The sequence below is a fragment of the Lysobacter panacisoli genome (assembly GCF_009765165.1).
Taxonomy (GTDB): domain Bacteria; phylum Pseudomonadota; class Gammaproteobacteria; order Xanthomonadales; family Xanthomonadaceae; genus Lysobacter_J; species Lysobacter_J panacisoli.
Genome location: NZ_VLNU01000001.1, coordinates 172,689 through 188,629, shown reverse-complemented (window position 1 = coordinate 188,629; position 15,941 = coordinate 172,689). Strand labels below are relative to the sequence as shown.

At 67.2% G+C, this 15,941-nt stretch carries 13 protein-coding genes and 1 pseudogene; 8 read left to right on the top strand and 6 right to left on the bottom strand.

Features of this window, described 5'->3' with window-relative positions; all coding sequences use genetic code 11:
- Positions 1-36 precede the first annotated feature (36 nt).
- Together FOF45_RS00900 and FOF45_RS00895 are read right to left on the bottom strand one after the other, a co-directional pair.
- Complete coding sequence (locus FOF45_RS00900; RefSeq protein ID WP_158982156.1) at positions 37-666, bottom strand: exopolysaccharide biosynthesis protein; 630 nt, start codon at positions 664-666, stop codon at positions 37-39.
- The gene (locus FOF45_RS00895) at positions 650-1,984 is read right to left on the bottom strand and encodes a hemolysin family protein (RefSeq protein WP_158982155.1); all 1,335 of its coding nucleotides are present in this window, start codon (positions 1,982-1,984) and stop codon (positions 650-652) included. The genes FOF45_RS00900 and FOF45_RS00895 overlap by 17 nt, the downstream gene beginning before the upstream one ends.
- Positions 1,985-2,236: 252 nt before the next feature.
- On the opposite strand from FOF45_RS00895, the gene FOF45_RS00890 reads away from it, so the two are divergent.
- The gene (locus FOF45_RS00890; protein ID WP_158982154.1) at positions 2,237-2,863 is read left to right on the top strand and encodes a DUF47 domain-containing protein; all 627 of its coding nucleotides are present in this window, start codon (positions 2,237-2,239) and stop codon (positions 2,861-2,863) included.
- 12 nt (positions 2,864-2,875) lie between these two features.
- Positions 2,876-4,003, top strand: coding sequence for an inorganic phosphate transporter (locus FOF45_RS00885; RefSeq protein ID WP_158982153.1), 1,128 nt, complete (start codon positions 2,876-2,878; stop codon positions 4,001-4,003).
- A 70-nt stretch (positions 4,004-4,073) separates the two neighbouring features.
- On the opposite strand, the gene FOF45_RS00880 is transcribed toward FOF45_RS00885, so the two are convergent.
- Entirely contained in the window at positions 4,074-4,484 is a 411-nt protein-coding gene (locus FOF45_RS00880) for a hypothetical protein (RefSeq protein ID WP_158982152.1), read from the bottom strand.
- A 38-nt stretch (positions 4,485-4,522) separates the two neighbouring features.
- Between FOF45_RS00880 and FOF45_RS00875 the strand changes: the two are divergent.
- Positions 4,523-4,852 (top strand): annotated as a pseudogene (locus FOF45_RS00875) (MGMT family protein); the annotation flags it as partial.
- A 203-nt stretch (positions 4,853-5,055) separates the two neighbouring features.
- Positions 5,056-5,715 (top strand): rhomboid family intramembrane serine protease, encoded by a 660-nt coding sequence (locus tag FOF45_RS00870; RefSeq protein WP_158982150.1) that lies wholly within the window; start codon positions 5,056-5,058, stop codon positions 5,713-5,715.
- Between the two features lie 34 nt (positions 5,716-5,749).
- Here FOF45_RS00870 and FOF45_RS00865 read toward each other — a convergent pair whose 3' ends face one another.
- The gene (locus FOF45_RS00865; RefSeq protein WP_158982149.1) at positions 5,750-7,756 is read right to left on the bottom strand and encodes a M13 family metallopeptidase; all 2,007 of its coding nucleotides are present in this window, start codon (positions 7,754-7,756) and stop codon (positions 5,750-5,752) included.
- Positions 7,757-7,906: 150 nt separating this feature from the next.
- Positions 7,907-10,066, bottom strand: coding sequence for a M13 family metallopeptidase (locus FOF45_RS00860; RefSeq protein WP_158982148.1), 2,160 nt, complete (start codon positions 10,064-10,066; stop codon positions 7,907-7,909).
- 273 nt (positions 10,067-10,339) lie between these two features.
- Between FOF45_RS00860 and FOF45_RS00855 the strand changes: the two genes are divergently transcribed.
- From FOF45_RS00855 to FOF45_RS00845, 3 genes are all read left to right on the top strand, one after another.
- Entirely contained in the window at positions 10,340-11,446 is a 1,107-nt protein-coding gene (locus FOF45_RS00855) for an alpha/beta fold hydrolase (protein WP_233264018.1), read from the top strand.
- A gap of 55 nt (positions 11,447-11,501) precedes the next feature.
- Positions 11,502-11,831: a thioredoxin family protein gene (locus tag FOF45_RS00850; RefSeq protein ID WP_158982147.1), complete on the top strand. Its 330-nt coding sequence runs from the start codon at positions 11,502-11,504 to the stop codon at positions 11,829-11,831.
- Positions 11,832-11,955: 124 nt separating this feature from the next.
- Entirely contained in the window at positions 11,956-12,255 is a 300-nt protein-coding gene (locus FOF45_RS00845; protein ID WP_158982146.1) for a hypothetical protein, read from the top strand.
- A gap of 61 nt (positions 12,256-12,316) precedes the next feature.
- On the opposite strand, the gene FOF45_RS00840 is transcribed toward FOF45_RS00845, so the two are convergent.
- A complete protein-coding gene (locus tag FOF45_RS00840; RefSeq protein WP_158982145.1) occupies positions 12,317-14,386 on the bottom strand; it encodes a M13 family metallopeptidase in 2,070 nt (689 codons plus the stop codon).
- A 149-nt stretch (positions 14,387-14,535) separates the two neighbouring features.
- On the opposite strand from FOF45_RS00840, the gene FOF45_RS00835 reads away from it, so the two are divergent.
- The gene (locus tag FOF45_RS00835) at positions 14,536-15,924 is read left to right on the top strand and encodes an MBL fold metallo-hydrolase (RefSeq protein ID WP_158982144.1); all 1,389 of its coding nucleotides are present in this window, start codon (positions 14,536-14,538) and stop codon (positions 15,922-15,924) included.
- Positions 15,925-15,941 lie beyond the last annotated feature (17 nt).

Sequence of the window (15,941 nt, the reverse complement as noted above, 5' to 3'; positions counted from 1 at the left end):
GGGTTCGCCGCGTGAACGCAGGGCAGGCGACGCGAATCAGGCGAGCATGTCGATCCAGCGCGCCGCCACGCCCGCGAGGTGTCCCGACAACACGCCGAACACCGCGATGGCGATGCTGCCGGCGGCCCACGCCGCGCCGAGCAGCCAGCCGTCGCGCTCTAGCAGCGCCAGTGCGAACAACAGCAGCAGGCCGCCGAACAGGTAGTTGGTGAACGGAATCGGCAGCGACAGTAGCAGTCCGAGCAACACCAATAACAGGCCGGTGAAGAAATCGGCGAGGCGATGGTCGAGCAGCACCGTCGCTCGCGGACGAACCAGCTTTTCCAGACGTACCAGCCACGGCGAGATCAGGTCGCGGAAGCGCGCCATTGCGTGCCGGTGCGGGCCGCGTCGCGCGAGGAACTGCGGCAGCCACGGCTGGCGTAGTCCGATCAGCAACTGCAAGCCGATCAGGATCACCAGCGGGCCGCTGACCGCGCCGCCGACGCCGGGAATCGGAATGAACGCCGGGATTGTCGAGACGAACAGCAGCATGCCGAAGGAGCGGTCGCCCAGGCCGTGCAGCACGTCGCCCATGCGCAGCTGCTCGTCCGGATCGCCCGCGGCGAACACGTCCAGCAGGGCGCGCGTGCCGGCCTCGCGGGGAGCGTCAGCCCGAGGTTTCATCCGTCGCGGGCTCCTGCTCCGGCCGCTTGTACAGCAGCAGTTTGTCGATGCGTGGACCGTCGAGATCGACGACTTCGATGCGCCACAGGCCCCAGTCGAAGTATTCGCCGACGTAGGGGATGCGGCCGAAGTGCGCGATCACCATGCCCGCGGCGGTGTGGAAGTCGTGCTCGTCCTCGTCGGGCAGGCGACCACCGCCGACCAGCTCGCGCAGGTCTTCCACCGGCAACGCACCGTCGATCAGGAACGAACCGTCGGCACGTTCCACGACCGGCGCGTCGTCGTCCTCGGTTTCGCCACCCGCACCACCCATGCTGTGGACGCGGCCGACCACTGCGTCCATCAGGTCGGCGATGGTGACCATGCCGCTGATGTCGCCGTACTCGTCCACCACCAGCGCGAGCGACTGCTGCTCCTCGCGGAAGATTTCCAGCAGCTTCATCGCGTGCGTGGACTCGGACACGAACAGCGGCTCGCGCAGCGACTTGAACAGGTCCGGCGCGCGTTCGTCGAGGCGGTCCAGCAGCGACTTCACTTCGAGGATGCCGACCACTTCGCTGTCGTTGCCGCGATAGACCGGATAGCGCGAGAACTGCGTCTGCCGCATCGTCGCCAGGTTCTCGGCGAACTCGGCGGATGCATCCAGCCAGGAGATGCGCGTGCGCGGCGTCATCAGGCTCTCGGCGGTGCGATCGCCCAGGCCGAGCACGCGGTTCATCATCTTGCGTTCGTCGGCGTCGATCACGCCCTGCTCATGGCTCTCGGTCACCAGCAGGCGGATCTCTTCTTCGCTGATCGCGCTGCGAGCATCGTCCTTCACCCCGATCAGGCGCAGGAAGAGGCGATTGATCGCGCCCAGCGCGGCCACCATCGGACGAGCGCCGCGCGAGAGCCAGTACAGCGGGATCGCGACGGCAGAGGCGATGCGTTCGGAATTGGTCAGCGCAAGACGCTTGGGGATCAGCTCGCCGAAGATCACCTGCGCGGCCGTGATCAGTCCCACCGCGGTGCCGATGCCGATGCCTCGGGCGTACTCGCGCGCGTTGGGGAACAGGCCTTCCAGCCAGCCGGCGATGGCCAGACCGATGGCCTCGCCGCCGAACACGCCAGTGAGGACGCCGATCAGGGTGATGCCCACCTGCACCGTGGACAGCAGGTTGTCCGGATGCTCGGCCAGCTCCAGCGCCATCTTGGCGCCGCGGCTGGTCTCGGCCATCTGCTTGAGCCTGAGCTTGCGCGAGGTCATCAGCGCCATCTCCGACATCGCGAAGAAAGCGTTGAGGACAATCAGGGCAATGACGATCAGCAGTTCCAGCATGCGGTCCGTACCTCAGGATGGCAGGCTGGAGTCGACGCGCCGTGAGGGGGCGCGAAAGCGGGGGCGGGCGGCCGTTCTGGGTCGTCGTCCATCTAGGGGAGGGGTGCGGAGAGGGGGTGAGTCTTCACGATGGTAGCAGGCCGGCCGGATTCAACCTTGCGGCCGGGGAGGCGCGGGTGTCGCCAAACCGTCATAATTCCGCCCTGCGACCCCCATCGAGCCGGTGTTCCGGCCCCACAAGGCACCCTCCGCATGTTCTCCCTGCAAACCATCTTCGGCCAAGGCAACCAGTTCTACACCCTGCTGGAGGAAGCCGCGGTCGCCGCGCACGACAGCACCAAGGCGCTGCACGCGATGCTCAAGACGGCCGATCGCCAGCCGGCGCTGGACGCCTTCAAGCTGGCTCGCCAGCGCGAGCGCGAAGCGTCCGACAAGATCAGCCACGAACTGGTCAACAGCTTCATCACGCCGATCGAGCGCGAGGACATCGAAGCCCTGGGCTCGGCGCTGTACAAGATCCCCAAGCAGGTCGAGAAGTTCGCCGACCGCTACTCGCTGGCGACGCGCCACCTGGAACACATCGACTTCGCGCCGCGCGCGGCGATGCTGGAGCAGGCCGCAGCGGTGGTCGTGCAGATGGTGCAGCAGCTGCGCCATCTCAAGCTGGAGCCGATGAAGGCGCTCAACGACGAGCTGCGTTCGATCGAGAGCGAGGCCGACCGCCTGATGCTCGAGCTGTACCGCGACATCTACTCCGGCCGCCTCGACAACCTGCAGATGTTCCTGCTCAAGGAGTTCTTCGAGATCCTGGAGAAGGCCATCGACCGTTGCCGCGAAGCCGGCGTGGTCGCCTACGAAATCGTGTTGAAGAACTCGTAAGGGGCCGGGCCGATGTTGACCCTGGTCCTGGTCGTGGTGTTCGCGGCGCTTGCGTTCGAGTACATCAACGGCTTCCACGACACCGCCAATTCGATCGCCACCGTGGTGGCGACCAAGGTGCTCTCGCCGATGCAGGCGGTGGCGCTGGCGGCCATCACCAACCTGCTCGGCGCGCTGTGGGGCACCGCGGTCGCCAAGACGATCGCGTCCGGCCTGCTCGATACCGGCGTGGTCGAAGTCACTTCGCAGCTGATCCTGTGCGCGCTGCTCGGCGCGATCGTGTGGAACCTGATCACCTGGTGGAAGGGCCTGCCGTCCTCGTCCTCGCACGCGCTGATCGGCGGTCTGTGCGGTGCCGCGGTCGCGGCGGCCAGCAACAATTTCCACTCGGTCATCTGGTCGCATCCCGCAGACCCTTGGTACAAGAGCGCCGGCGTGCTGTGGAAGGTGATCGTGCCGATGGTGTCCTCGCCGCTGCTGGGCTTCGCGGCCGGCTTCCTGGTGATGGGCGTGCTGTTCGCGATCATCTCCTTCATGGCGCGCAGCGGCGGCATCCTCGCGCGCATGGCGCGACCGCGCTGGGTCAACGCGTTCTTCGGCAAGGCGCAGCTCGCCTCGGCCGCCGGCATGGGCTTCGCCCACGGCATGAACGACGCGCAGAAGACGATGGGCATCATCGCGCTCGCCCTGGTCGGCGCACAGTCGGCCGGCACGCTGGACAACCTGCCGCCGTGGCTGGCGTTCCTGCACCCCTCGCAGAACGCGCTGGAGCACAACGACATCGATCTGTGGATCAAGCTCACCTGCGCCATCGTGATGGCCGCCGGTACCGCCGCGGGCGGCTGGCGCATCATCAAGACGCTCGGCCACAAGCTGGTGAAGCTGCATCCGATCAACGGCTTCGCCGCAGAAACCAGCGCGGCGTCGGTGATCATGGCCGCATCGACGCTGGGCATCCCGGTCTCGACCACGCACAACATCTCGTCCGCGATCATGGGCGTGGGCACGGCCAAGCGCTTCAACGCGATCAAGTGGACCGTCGTCGAGAAGATGATCTGGGCGTGGATCCTGACGATCCCGGCCGCCGGCGGCATCGCCTACCTGTGCTTCGAGATGTTCCGCTTCTTCGGCTGGGCGTAACGCCCGCCGCATCGTTGCCACGACGCACACACGAAGGCCCGCGCAAGCGGGCCTTTCGTTTTCCGCGGAATCAGAACAGGTCGCCGCCCGCCGAGAGCATGCGTTCCATGCGATCGCCCAGGCCGCCGATCTCCAGCACCAGTCGATCGACTTCCGCCGGATCGAGGCCGTCGTACGGACGGTTCTCGCACAGTTGCAGGTGCGGTACGCCGTCGAGATCGCCGATGGCGAGGTAGCCGACGCGACTCTGCCAGTTGAAGATCAGCGCCTTCTTCGCGTCCAGGCCGGTGATCGGCGCGACTGCGGTGCTGACGCGCAGGTACGGGCGGCCGTCGTCGTCGTCGAGTTCGGACAGGAAGATCGCCTGGTGGCGCGTGCCGTGGTCGAGCGAGAGTTCGATGCAGACGACATCGACGTCGTGCTCGGTCATGTGGAATTTCGCCGCCTGCAGATGGCGGCGGATGGAGTCGAAGTTGCGCACGGGCGGCTCCTTCCGGGGGATGCCGCTATGCTACCGCGATGAGCAACGACCCGGCCGACTCGCGTCGGCGCATTCTGGCGGCGATCCGCGCCATTCCCGCGGGCGAGGTTGCCGGTTATGGCGAAGTCGCACGCCGTGCGGGCCTTCCCGGCCGTGCGCGCCTTGTCGCGCGGGTACTGGGCGAGAACGACGACCCAGGGCTTCCCTGGCATCGCGTGCTGCGTTCGGACGGCCGTATCGCGTTCCCGGAGGGCTCCAAGGGCTTCCGCGAGCAGAGCCAGCGGCTGCGCGCCGAGGGCGTGCGCGTGGAATCAGGCCGTGTACGCGGGCTGCGCGCCGCTGCGACCCTGGACGAGCAGATGTGGGGCATGGGCATGCACGCCGACGCGCCGGTGCGCCCGCGTCGCACGGCGGACAAGCCGCGCAAGGCTGCGACAAGCGCGAAGCCGGCACGAACGCCGGCGAAGAAGGCACGAACGTCCAGGACGCCCGTCCGCGGCTAGCCCCTACCTACGGATGAGCGCAGGCGACCGGGGCAACGGCTACCATGTAGCGCACCCAAGGAGCCGTGATGTTCTCCAACCTTCCCCCCATCACCAAGGCCCTGCTGATCGCCAACGGCCTGGTGTTCGTGCTGCAGCTTCCCTTCGTCATCGGCGACGACGCGCTCGCGTATTTCATGCTTTGGCCGCCTGGCAGCGGTTCGCAGGTCTACGGCATCGAATTCATGCCGTGGCAGCTGGTGACGTATGCGTTCATGCATGGCAATTTCGCCCACCTGCTGTTCAACATGCTGGCGCTGGCGATGTTCGGCGCGCCGCTGGAACACGTCTGGGGCGATCGCCGTTACCTGACGTACTACTTCGTGTGTGTGGTCGGCGCGGCGCTGTGCCAGATCGGCGTCGGCATGTGGACGATGTCGCAGGGCGGCGAGGCGTATCCGACCGTCGGTGCGTCCGGCGGCATCTTCGGCCTGCTGCTCGCGTACGGCCTGCTGTTCCCGAACCAGCGCGTGATGCTGCTGATTCCGCCGATCCCGATGAAGGCGCGCACGCTCGTGCTGGTCTACGGTGCGATCGAACTGCTGCTGGGCATCAGCAACGTGATGCCGGGCGTGGCGCATTTCGCGCACCTGGGCGGCATGCTGTTCGGCTGGCTGCTGATCCGTTACTGGCGCGGGCAGCCGCCGTTCGGCGGTCGCAAGCCACCGCGGATGCGCGTGGTCAAATGATCGACGCCGGCTCGCGCACGAGCCGGTCATCTCGTCACGGGAACAGCCGCACCTGCTGGTCCGCCGCCAGCTGCATCGCGCTGCCCGCCTTGCACGCATACGCTTCACCGAATCCGGGCTCGTTGCGCAGCGGGCCATTGGTGCGCCACTTGCCCGGCGCGTGCACGCTGGTCGCGGCGCGCTGCTGCGCGGCCTCCGGCGTCAGCTTCTGCGGCCACAGCGACGCCCAGCCCTTGTAGAACGACTGCTGCGCCGGCTTCGCGGCCGCGGGTTCGGCCTTGCGGAACGCGGACCATGCGAGGTCCACGCCGGCGATGTCGGCGATGCTTTCCTCGTTCGTCTGTGCGGCGTTGATCTTGCGGCCACTCAGTTCCGGGTCGTCGTAGCCGCCGTATTGCGCAGCGACGCGCTTGCCGAGTACGTCCCAAGCACTTGCTTCGGCTGGCGTCCACCAGTCGCGCAATTCCTGTTTCGCATCGACGTGACGGCCGCGGTTGTCGAAGCCGTGACTGAGTTCGTGGCCGACCAGTGCGCCGTAGGAGCCATACAGCCATGCCGCGTCCTTGCCGGTGTCGAACACGGGCGGCTGCAGCATCGCCGCGGTGACGATCAGGCGGTTCTGTGCGATGTCGTACGCGAGCGCGGGATCCTGCGGCAGCACGTCCCAGCGACGGTCGGCGTTGCCGCGGCCGATGCGCTTCATCTCTTCGCGATGGCGCCACGTCGAGGCGATCAGCATGTTGCTGCCGAAACTGCCACGGCCCATCGGCTGCACGGTGTAGTCGAGGTCGCGGTTCGGCGTGCCGACTTCGATCTTGAGCTTGTCCAGCTTCGCCTTCGCTTCGGTCTTGGCGGAGGCACTCAGGCGCGTGTCGCGATCGAGCGCTTCACCCAGCGCGGCGCGCAGCTGCGCGGCGATGTCTTCGGCACGCTTGTCGGTGCTGGCGGGCAGGTAACGCGCGGCGTATTCGTGGCCGACCATCGGTCCGGCGGCGAGCGTGATCGCATCGAGCACCGCCTGCTGGCGCGTCGGCGGTGAGGCCAGCCCGCGCAACACGCGGCCACGGAATTCGAACTCCGCATCGCGGAAGGGCTTGGCCAGGTACGGCGCCATCGCATCGCCTACGCGCCAGCGCAGGTAAGCCTTCCACTGCGCGGGCTTGAGGCTGCCGACGAGTCCGTCGAGCTGCGCGAACAGCTCCGGGTTCGCCATCGACACGCGATCGTCCGACACGCCCTGCGCCTTGAGGAAATCGCCCAGCTGCAGGCGCTTGTAGCGCTTGGCGAGCGATGCGGTTTCCACCGGTGCGTAGTTGGCGCGCGGATTGCGCAGGTCGAGCAGCGACTTCGAAGCGCGCGCAATGCGCGTCTCCAGGTCGATCACCGACTGCGCGTCCGAGCTCAGTTGCCCCTGCGGCGTGCCCGTGAGCGCGAGGATCTTCTCGACGTAATTGCGATAGCGCCCCATCAACGCCTGCGTGTCGGCGTCGTTGCGCGTGTAGTACGCGGGATCGGGCAGGCCGAGCCCGCCCTGTGCGAAGTAGCCGATGTGACGGTTGAGATCGCCCAGGTCGATGTCGGCGCCGAAGTTGAACAGCACCGGGATGCCGACCTGGTGCAGTGCGGCGATCGCGGGTGATACGTCCTTCGCATTCTTGATGGCGTCGATGCGCGAGATCAGTGGTGCGATCGGCTGCGCGCCGTCGCGTTCGACAGCGGCTTCGTCCAGTCCGCTCGCCCAGAAATCGCCAAGCAGTTTCTGCACGTTGTTCTGCGGCGATTTCGACGCGGCCTCGAGCAGGTCGCGCTGTTGCTGGCGCGCGCGTGCGCCCAGTTCCTCCAGCGCGGACACCGATCCGGTGCTGCCCGGCGTGTGGCTTCGCAGCCAGTCGGCGTTGGCGCTGGCGTAGAAGTCGCTGCACGCGGATGGCGCGGCGGCGGCCTTCGGCTTGCTGCTGCGCTTCTTCTGGGCATCGGCCGGCGAGGCGAGGCCGGCGATCAGGCTCACGACCAGGGCACATCCGAGTGGACGCAGGTTCATGGCGGCATCCGTGGGGGAGACGGGTGGCCGGAGTCTAGCAACGGGCGTGTGATGGCCCGCAAAGAAGAAGGCCCGGCGGAAACCGGGCCTTCGGACGGCCGACGACGAGTGCGGCCGCTACTTGCGTTGTGGATCAGGCGATCCGTGCGATCACCAGATCACGACCTGCTTGTCGCCCTCGCGGACCATCGGCTGGCCCGGCTTGCACGAGAACGCCGCGGCGAAGGCCGGCAGGTTCGACGGCGCACCGACCGCGCGGAAATTGGACGGTGCGTGTTCGTCGGTGTTCACGCGCAGCTTCAGCTCATCCGGCGTGAAGTTGCGACGCCACACGGTGCCCCAGTTGAGGAAGAAGTGCTGGTCGCGGGTCAGGCCGTCGGTCATCGGATCCGGCTTGCCTTCGGTCGCCTTCTTCATCGCGTCGTAGGCCGTGGCCAGGCCGCCGAGGTCGGCGATGTTCTCGCCCAGCGTCAGGTCGCCCTTCACCTTCAGGCCCGGTGCGGCTTCATAGCCGTTGAACTGCGCCACCAGCTTGTCGGTGCGGCCGGAGAAGCCCTTCGCGTCGGCCTCGGTCCACCAGTTTTCGAAGTTGCCCGACGGTCCGAAACGGCTGCCCTGGTCGTCGTAACCGTGGGTCATTTCGTGGCCGATCACCGCGCCGATGCCGCCGTAGTTGGTGGCGTCGTCGGCCTTCGGGTCGAAGAACGGCGGCTGCAGGATCGCGGCCGGGAACACGATCTCGTTGCGCGACGGGTTGTAGTAGGCGTTGACCGTCTGCGGCGGCATGCCCCATTCGGTGCGATCGACCGGCTTGCCGATCTTGCCCAGCTCCCACTTGTAGTTGAACTCGTTGGCCGCGAGCACGTTGCCGATGTAGCTGTCGCGGCTGGTGGCAAGGCCGGTCCAGTCGCGCCACTTGTCCGGATAGCCGATCTTCGGCGTGAAGGCGGCCCACTTCTCCATCGCCTTCTTCTTGGTGTCGTCGCCCATCCACGCCAGATGCTCGATGCGCGCCTTCAGCGCTTCGGAGAGGTTCTTCACCAGCTCCTGCATGCGCACCTTGGACTCGGCCGGGAAGGCGACCTGCACGTACATCTCGCCCATCGCCTCGCCGGCGGTGCCGCGAATGGCCGCCAGCACGCGCTTGCCGCGCTCCTTCATTTCCTTCTGGCCGCGCAGGGTCTTGCTGTAGAAGTTGAAGTTCTCTTCGACGAACGCGTCCGACAGGAACGGCGAGGCCTCGTCGACCGTGTGGAAGCGCAGGTACGACTGCCACTGCGCCGCCGGCACGTCGGCCAGCATCGCGCTGACTTCCTGGTGGAACTTGGGCATGGCGAGCGAGAACATGGCCGGCGTGGCCACGCCCTGCGATTCGAAGAACTTGGTCCACGGGAAGTTCGGCGCCAGCTTGTCGGCGTCGGCCGGGCTGATCGGGTTGTAGTACAGCGACACGTCGCGCTGCAGTTCCTTCTTCTCGGTCGATGCCTTGGCCAGGCGGGTCTCGAACGCGATCACGTCCTTGGCCTGCTTGGCAGCGTCGGCCGCCGGGACCCCACTCAGCTCCAGCACCTTGGCGACGTGCTGTTCGTACGCGGCCAACTTGTCCTTCTTGTCGGCGTCGAAGTAGTACGGCTTGTCCGGCAGGCCCAGGCCGGCCTGCGAGGCGTAAGCGATGTTGACGTTGGAATCCTTGAAGTCGGCGTCCGGGCCGAAGTCGAACAGCACGTTCTCGCCCTTGGCCGCGCTGGTGCGCAGGTAGTCGGCGATCTTCTCCTGGCTGTCGAGCGCGGCGATCGCGTCGAGCTGCGCCTTCAGCGGGGCGATGCCCTGCTGGTTGATCTTGGCCGCGTCCATGCCGGTCGCCCAGAGGTCGCCGACGATCTTCTGCACGCCCGTGGCCTTGGTGTCGGCGCCGGCCTGCTCGGCGAGCTGGCGCTGCACGGCGGTGGAGCGCTCATCGAGCATCTCGAACGCGCCCCACGAGGTGCGGTCGCCCGGGATGGCGTTGGCGGCCAGCCACTTGCCGTTGACGTAACCGTCGAAGTCCTCGCACGCGTTCTTGCTCGCATCCAGGTCGCTGGCGACGAAGCGGTTCACGCCGGGCAGCTTGCTCTCGTCGAGTGTGTAGGCGGCCGGCTGGTCGGCCTTGGCCGTATCGGCGGCCGGGGCGGCTTCTTCCTTCTTGGCGCACGCGGCCAGCGAGGCGGCGACGGCCAGGGACAACACGAGGACTTGCGGTTTATTGAGGCTCACAGAGGGCTCCGGCCGTGACGGCGTTGGACAGTTCGAACAGGCCCCGGAACGGGGCATCGGGCGACATTAGCTTCGATTGTCCCGGGGGGAGGGTGTCGAAGGTCACATTGACCGGGCGGGAAGAGCGGTCCGGAGGCTGGTCGCACAGGGCCGGGTCGATCCGCCCGAATCGGCAATGCAGACCCGGGTGGGACAACGGCATGCCTGGAGGCTTGCTGGCGGGGCTGATGCACTCGGACGCAACCGTAAAAGCCCGACGGGTATCTCTTGTGCCTGACGGAGCACGTTCCTAAGCTCCGCCGACTTTTTCGCAGTTCACAAGGACCTGAAGTGAGAAAAATTCTGCTTGCCTGCCTGCTCATCGCCGGCGCCTGCACCACCGCCTCCGCCCAGACCTGCCGCGACACCAGCGCCTACGAGCCGGCGCGAAAGATCGTCGCCGACCTCGGCCGCATCGTCGCCCCGGGCGGCATCCAGGAAAGCTACAAGACCCGCATCGGCGGCATCGAGCAGTGGGTCAGCATCCGCGGCCAGGACAAGGCCAATCCGGCGATCCTGTTCGTGCACGGCGGGCCGGCCTCGCCATTGATGCCGACGACGTGGCAGTTCCAGCGCCCGCTCGAGGAGTACTTCACGATGGTGACGTACGACCAGCGCGCTGCCGGCAAGACCTTCGGAGAAACCGATCCGGCGTCCATCGAGAACACCATCCACATCGCCAACTACGTCGACGACGTGATCGCGATGGCCGAGCACGTGCGCAAGCGCCTGGGCAAGGACAAGGTGATTTTGATGGGCCACAGCTGGGGCACGCTGATCGGCATGCAGGCCGCGCTGAAGCGTCCGGACCTCTTCCATGCCTACGTCGGCATCGGCCAGGTCGTCGACGTGCGCGAGAACGAGCGCGTCAGCTTCGATTACGCACTCGCGCAGGCGAAGGCTCACAAGAACGAAAAAGCCGTGCGCGAGCTGGAAGCGATCGCGCCGTACCCGGGCGACAAGCCGATCACCCGCGACCGGATCGTCACCGCGCGCATCTGGGCGCAGCACTACGGCGGCATGACCGCGTTCCGCGACGAGTCGGCGTACTACTTCTACCAGGCGCCCAAGCTGTCGCCGGAGTACGAGGACAAGGATCGCTGCGCGATCGACGAGGGCAACATGTTCACGCTCGGCCGGATCCTGCCGGAGTTCCTCGAGACCGACATGTCGGGCGTGCGCGAATTCCCGATCCCGCTGGTGATCTTCATGGGTCGCCACGACTACACCACCCCGTCGGAACCGACCGCTGCGTGGCTGGCGCAGGTGAAGGCGCCGTACAAGCAGGGCGTGTGGTTCGAGCGCTCATCGCACATGATCCAGTGGGAAGAGCCGGGCAAGGTGCTGGTCAGCCTGCTGCAGTACGTGCGCCCGCTCGCGGACGTCACGAAGAAATGACGCGCCCTCGGGTCTGCTTGCACTGCACGCAGGCCCGGACCGCGACGATCGTGCGATGACCTTCACCCGAACCTACACCACCGACGAACCCGCGCGCGCCGACGTCGATGCCTGGCGCGGCGCGGCGGTGCTCGAGTTCGGTACCGGCTGGTGCGGCTACTGCACCGGCGCGCAGCCGTCGATCGAAGCCGTGCTCGCGCCGCGCGACGACATCCGCCACCTCAAGGTCGAAGACGGCCCCGGTCGTCCGCTCGGGCGTTCGTATCGCGTGAAGCTGTGGCCGACGTTGATCGTGTTGCGCGATGGCGCCGAAGTCGCGCGCGTCGTGCGTCCGTCTGGCGAACACGAGATCCGCGACGCGCTGCGTGCGCTCGACGCGGGCTGACGCGCGTTCGCTCTGAATCGCAGTCGAACGCGAACGCGCACTCACGACTCGATCACGCCGTGCTGCACGCGGAACTCACGCGTGCCTGCGAAGACTGCGGACTCCTCCTAGTGATGGAGCCTGCATGGACACCAGCACTGTCGCCAACGCGGCCTACAGCGCCAACACCTTCCTGTGGATGTGCCTGTTCGCGTTCGGCCTGATCCTGTCGATCCTGTGGATACTCGTCCCGTTCGCGGTGTTCGGCATCAAGGGCCTGTTGCGCCGCATCGTGCGCAACCTGGAAGTCATCGAGAAACAGAACCTCGACCTGCTCGCCGCGTACCGCGATTTCCCGCGCCAGGGCGAGACGGTGGTCTACCGCGACGTGCGCCCCGACGGCACCGTGGTGGTGCGCGAGGAGCGCACGGCTCCGCCGCTGTGAGCGATGCGGTGAGCCGCGCGCATGAAACGGCAACCGCCGTCATGCGCGCGGTTCGCATCCATCACCAGATGACGATCTGCTTGTCGCCGTCGCGCACCATCGGCTGACCGGTCTTGCACGAATAGCTGCCGGCGAAGCTGGCGAGGTTGGACGGCGCGCCGATCGCGCGGAAATTCGCCGGCGCGTGCGAGTCGGTGGTCAGGCGCACGTCGAGTTCCTGTGGCGTGAAGTTGCGGCGCCACACGGTTGCCCAGTTCGCGTAGAAGCGCTGGTCGCGGGTCAGGCCGTCGGTCTTCGGATCGCGCTTGCCCGCGCTGGCGGTCTGCAGCGCGTCGTACGCGACGGCCAGGCCGCCGAGGTCGGCGATGTTTTCGCCCAGCGTCAGCTTGCCGTTGACGTGCTTGCCCGGTGCGGCCTCGTACTCGTTGAACTGCGCGACCAGCTGATCGGTGAGCTTCTTGAAACCGGCTGCGTCGGCTTCCGTCCACCAGTTCTCGAAGTTGCCGGTCGGCCCGAAGCGGCTGCCCTGGTCGTCGTAGCCGTGGATCATTTCGTGGCCGATCACCGCGCCGATGCCACCGTAGTTGAGCGCGTCGTCGGCCTTGGGATCGAAGAACGGCGGCTGCAGGATCGCGGCCGGGAACACGATCTCGTTGGCGCTGGAGCGGTAGTACGCGTTCACCGTCTGCGGGCTCATGCCCCATTCGGTGCGATCGACGCGCTTGCCGATCTTGCCGATGTTCCAGCGGTAGTTGAACGCGTTGGCGGCCTGCACGTTGCCGATGTAGCTGGCGCGCGTCGTTTCCAGGCCCGTCCAGTCGCGCCACTTGTCGGGGTAGCCGATCTTCGGCGTGAAGGCGGCCCACTTCTCCAGCGCCTTCTGCTTGGTTTCCGGGCTCATCCACGCCAGGTTCTCGAGGCGATGCTTGAGCGCGACACGCAGGTTGCCGACCAGCGTTTCCATGCGCGCCTTGGATTCGGCCGGGAACGCGGCCTTGACGTACATCTGGCCCAGCGCTTCGCCGGCCTGGCCGTTGAGCGTGTCGAGGGTGAGCTTCCAGCGCGGCTTGATCTCCTGCTGGCCGCGCAGGGTCTTGCCGTAGAACGCGTAGTTCTCCTGCACGAACGCGTCGGACAAATACGGCGAGGCGCGGTCGATGTTGCGGAAGGTCAGGTAGCTCTTCCACTGCGCCAGCGGCACCTGCGCGAGCATCGCGCTTACTTCCTGGTGGAAGGCGGGGATGGCGAGAGAGAACTTCGACGGCGCGGCGACGCCCTGCGAGGCGAAGAACTTCGTCCAGTCGAAGTTCGGCGTCAGCATGTTGGCCTGCGACAGCGTGACCGGGTTGTAGCGCAGTTCCGCATCGCGCGAGAGCTCCACGCGCGACTTCGACACCTTCGCCAGGCGCGTTTCGAAGGCGACGATGTCGGCGGCCTGCTTCGCCGCGTCGGCGGCGGGCACGCCGCCCAGTTCCAGCACCTTCGCGGCGTGGGCCTGGTAGGCGGCCAGTTCCTTCGCCTTGCCGGCGTCGGTGTAGTAGGTGCGGTCGGGCAGGCCGAGGCCGCCCTGCATCGCGAAGGCGATGTTGCTCATCGAATCCTTGAAGTCCGGACCCGAGGAGAAACCGAACAGCACGTTGTTGCCGTCGGCCGCGCTGCGGCGCAGGTAATCGGTAAGGCCATCGCGATCCTTGATCGCGGCGATGGCATCGAGCTGCGGCTTCAGCGGCGACAGGCCGAGACGGTTGGCCAGTTCCACGTCCATGCCGGTGGCGAAGAAATCGCCGACGATCCGCTCGACACCGGTGGCGTTCGGATTGGCCGCGGCCTGCTCGGCGAGCTGGTGCTGGATCGCATTGGAGCGCTCGTCGAGCATCTCGAACGAACCCCAGGTCACGCGGTCGCCCGGGATCGGATTGGCCGTGCGCCACTTCTGGTTGATGTACGCGCCGAAGTCCTGGCAGGCATCGAGCGAGCGGTCGATGTCGGCGGCGAGGAAGCGGTTCGGCGCGGGCAGCTTGCTCGAGTCCAGCGACGGGGTTGGCGATCCGCCCGGTGCGGCGTGGGCCGCGAGTGCGGCGATGCCGGCGGATACGGCGAGGGACAGAAGCAGGACGTGCGGCTTGCTCATGGAAACGGGCTCCGGGCGTGCGGGTGTGGCGATCAGGCGGACCGCCCACCTTAGACATCCCGTGGGGCGGACGGGGGTGTCGAAGGTCACGGAGCGCGGTGGCCGGCGTGCTACGTTCGTCGCACCACCACTCTTGGCATAGGGGCGGCATGCGGGTGCATTTCCACGGAGCGGCCGGCGAGGTCACCGGTTCGCTGCACGAAGTCGAGGCCGCCGGCGGGCGGCTGCTGCTGGACTGCGGGATGATCCAGGGCAGCCCGGAGGCCGAGCGTCGCAACAGCGAGCCGTTCCCGTTCGAACCGGCCGCGATCGACGCGCTGGTGATCAGCCACGCGCACATCGACCACATCGGTCGCGTGCCGCTGCTGGTCAAACGCGGTTTCGCCGGGCCGATCTACGCCCAGCAGGCGACCGCAGACCTGATGCCCATCATGCTGCTCGACGCCGCGTCGATCTCCGAAGGTGACGCCGAACGCTTCAACCGCCATCGTCGCGCCGGCGAGCCCGAACACCAGCCGCTGTACACGCGCGACGACGTGCACGCGGCGATGGCGCGCGTGCAGCCGCTGCCGTACGACACGCGCACGACGATCCAGCCCGGCGTCGAGATCGCCTTCCGCGAGGCCGGCCACATCCTAGGCTCGGCGAGCGTGGAGATCTGGGCGGACGGCCGCAAGCTGGTGTTCTCCGGTGACCTCGGTCCGAAAGGCACGCCGATCCTGCGCGATCCGGCGAATATCGACCGCGCCGACCTGGTGCTGATGGAATCCACTTACGGCGATCGCCTGCATCGCGATCGCGCCGAGACGATCCGCGAACTTGGCGACATCCTCGACGCGGCGTGGAAGGAGGGCGGCAACGTGCTGATTCCCGCGTTCGCGGTCGGGCGCAGCCAGGAGCTGTTGTACTGGTTCGCGCGCCACTGGGACGAATGGGGTCTGTCGCGCTGGCGCATCTTCCTCGACAGCCCGATGGCGGCGAAGGTGGTCGGCGTCTACGACCGCCATGCCGAACTGTTCGACGAGGACGCACGCCGGGTCTGGCAGGACAAGCCCAATCCGTTCCGCCTGCCGAACCTGCACTTCACCCAGGCGCGCGACGAATCGATGGCGATCAACCGCATCGAACGCGGCGCGATAGTCATCGCCGGTTCCGGCATGGCGAACGCGGGGCGCATCCTGCACCACTTCCGTCACCGGCTCGACCGGCGCCAGACGCATGTGGTGTTCGTCGGTTACCAGGCCGAAGGCACGCTCGGGCGGCGACTGGTCGACGGCGCGAAATGGGTGCGCATCCACGGCTTCGACGTGCGCGTGAGCGCGCAACGCCACACCGTCGGCGGATTGTCCGCGCACACCGACCAGCGCGGGCTGATGGCGTGGTACGGCGCGATCGCCGGCGGCGATGGCGTGGCGCATCCGCCGCTGGCGCTGGTGCACGGCGAAGACAAGGCGCGCGAAGCGTTGGCCGGCGAGATCGGCGAACACTTCGCGGTGCAGGCCACGCTGGCGCGGCCCGGTATGACGCTGGAGGTGTGAGCGGTCGCGAAGCGCAA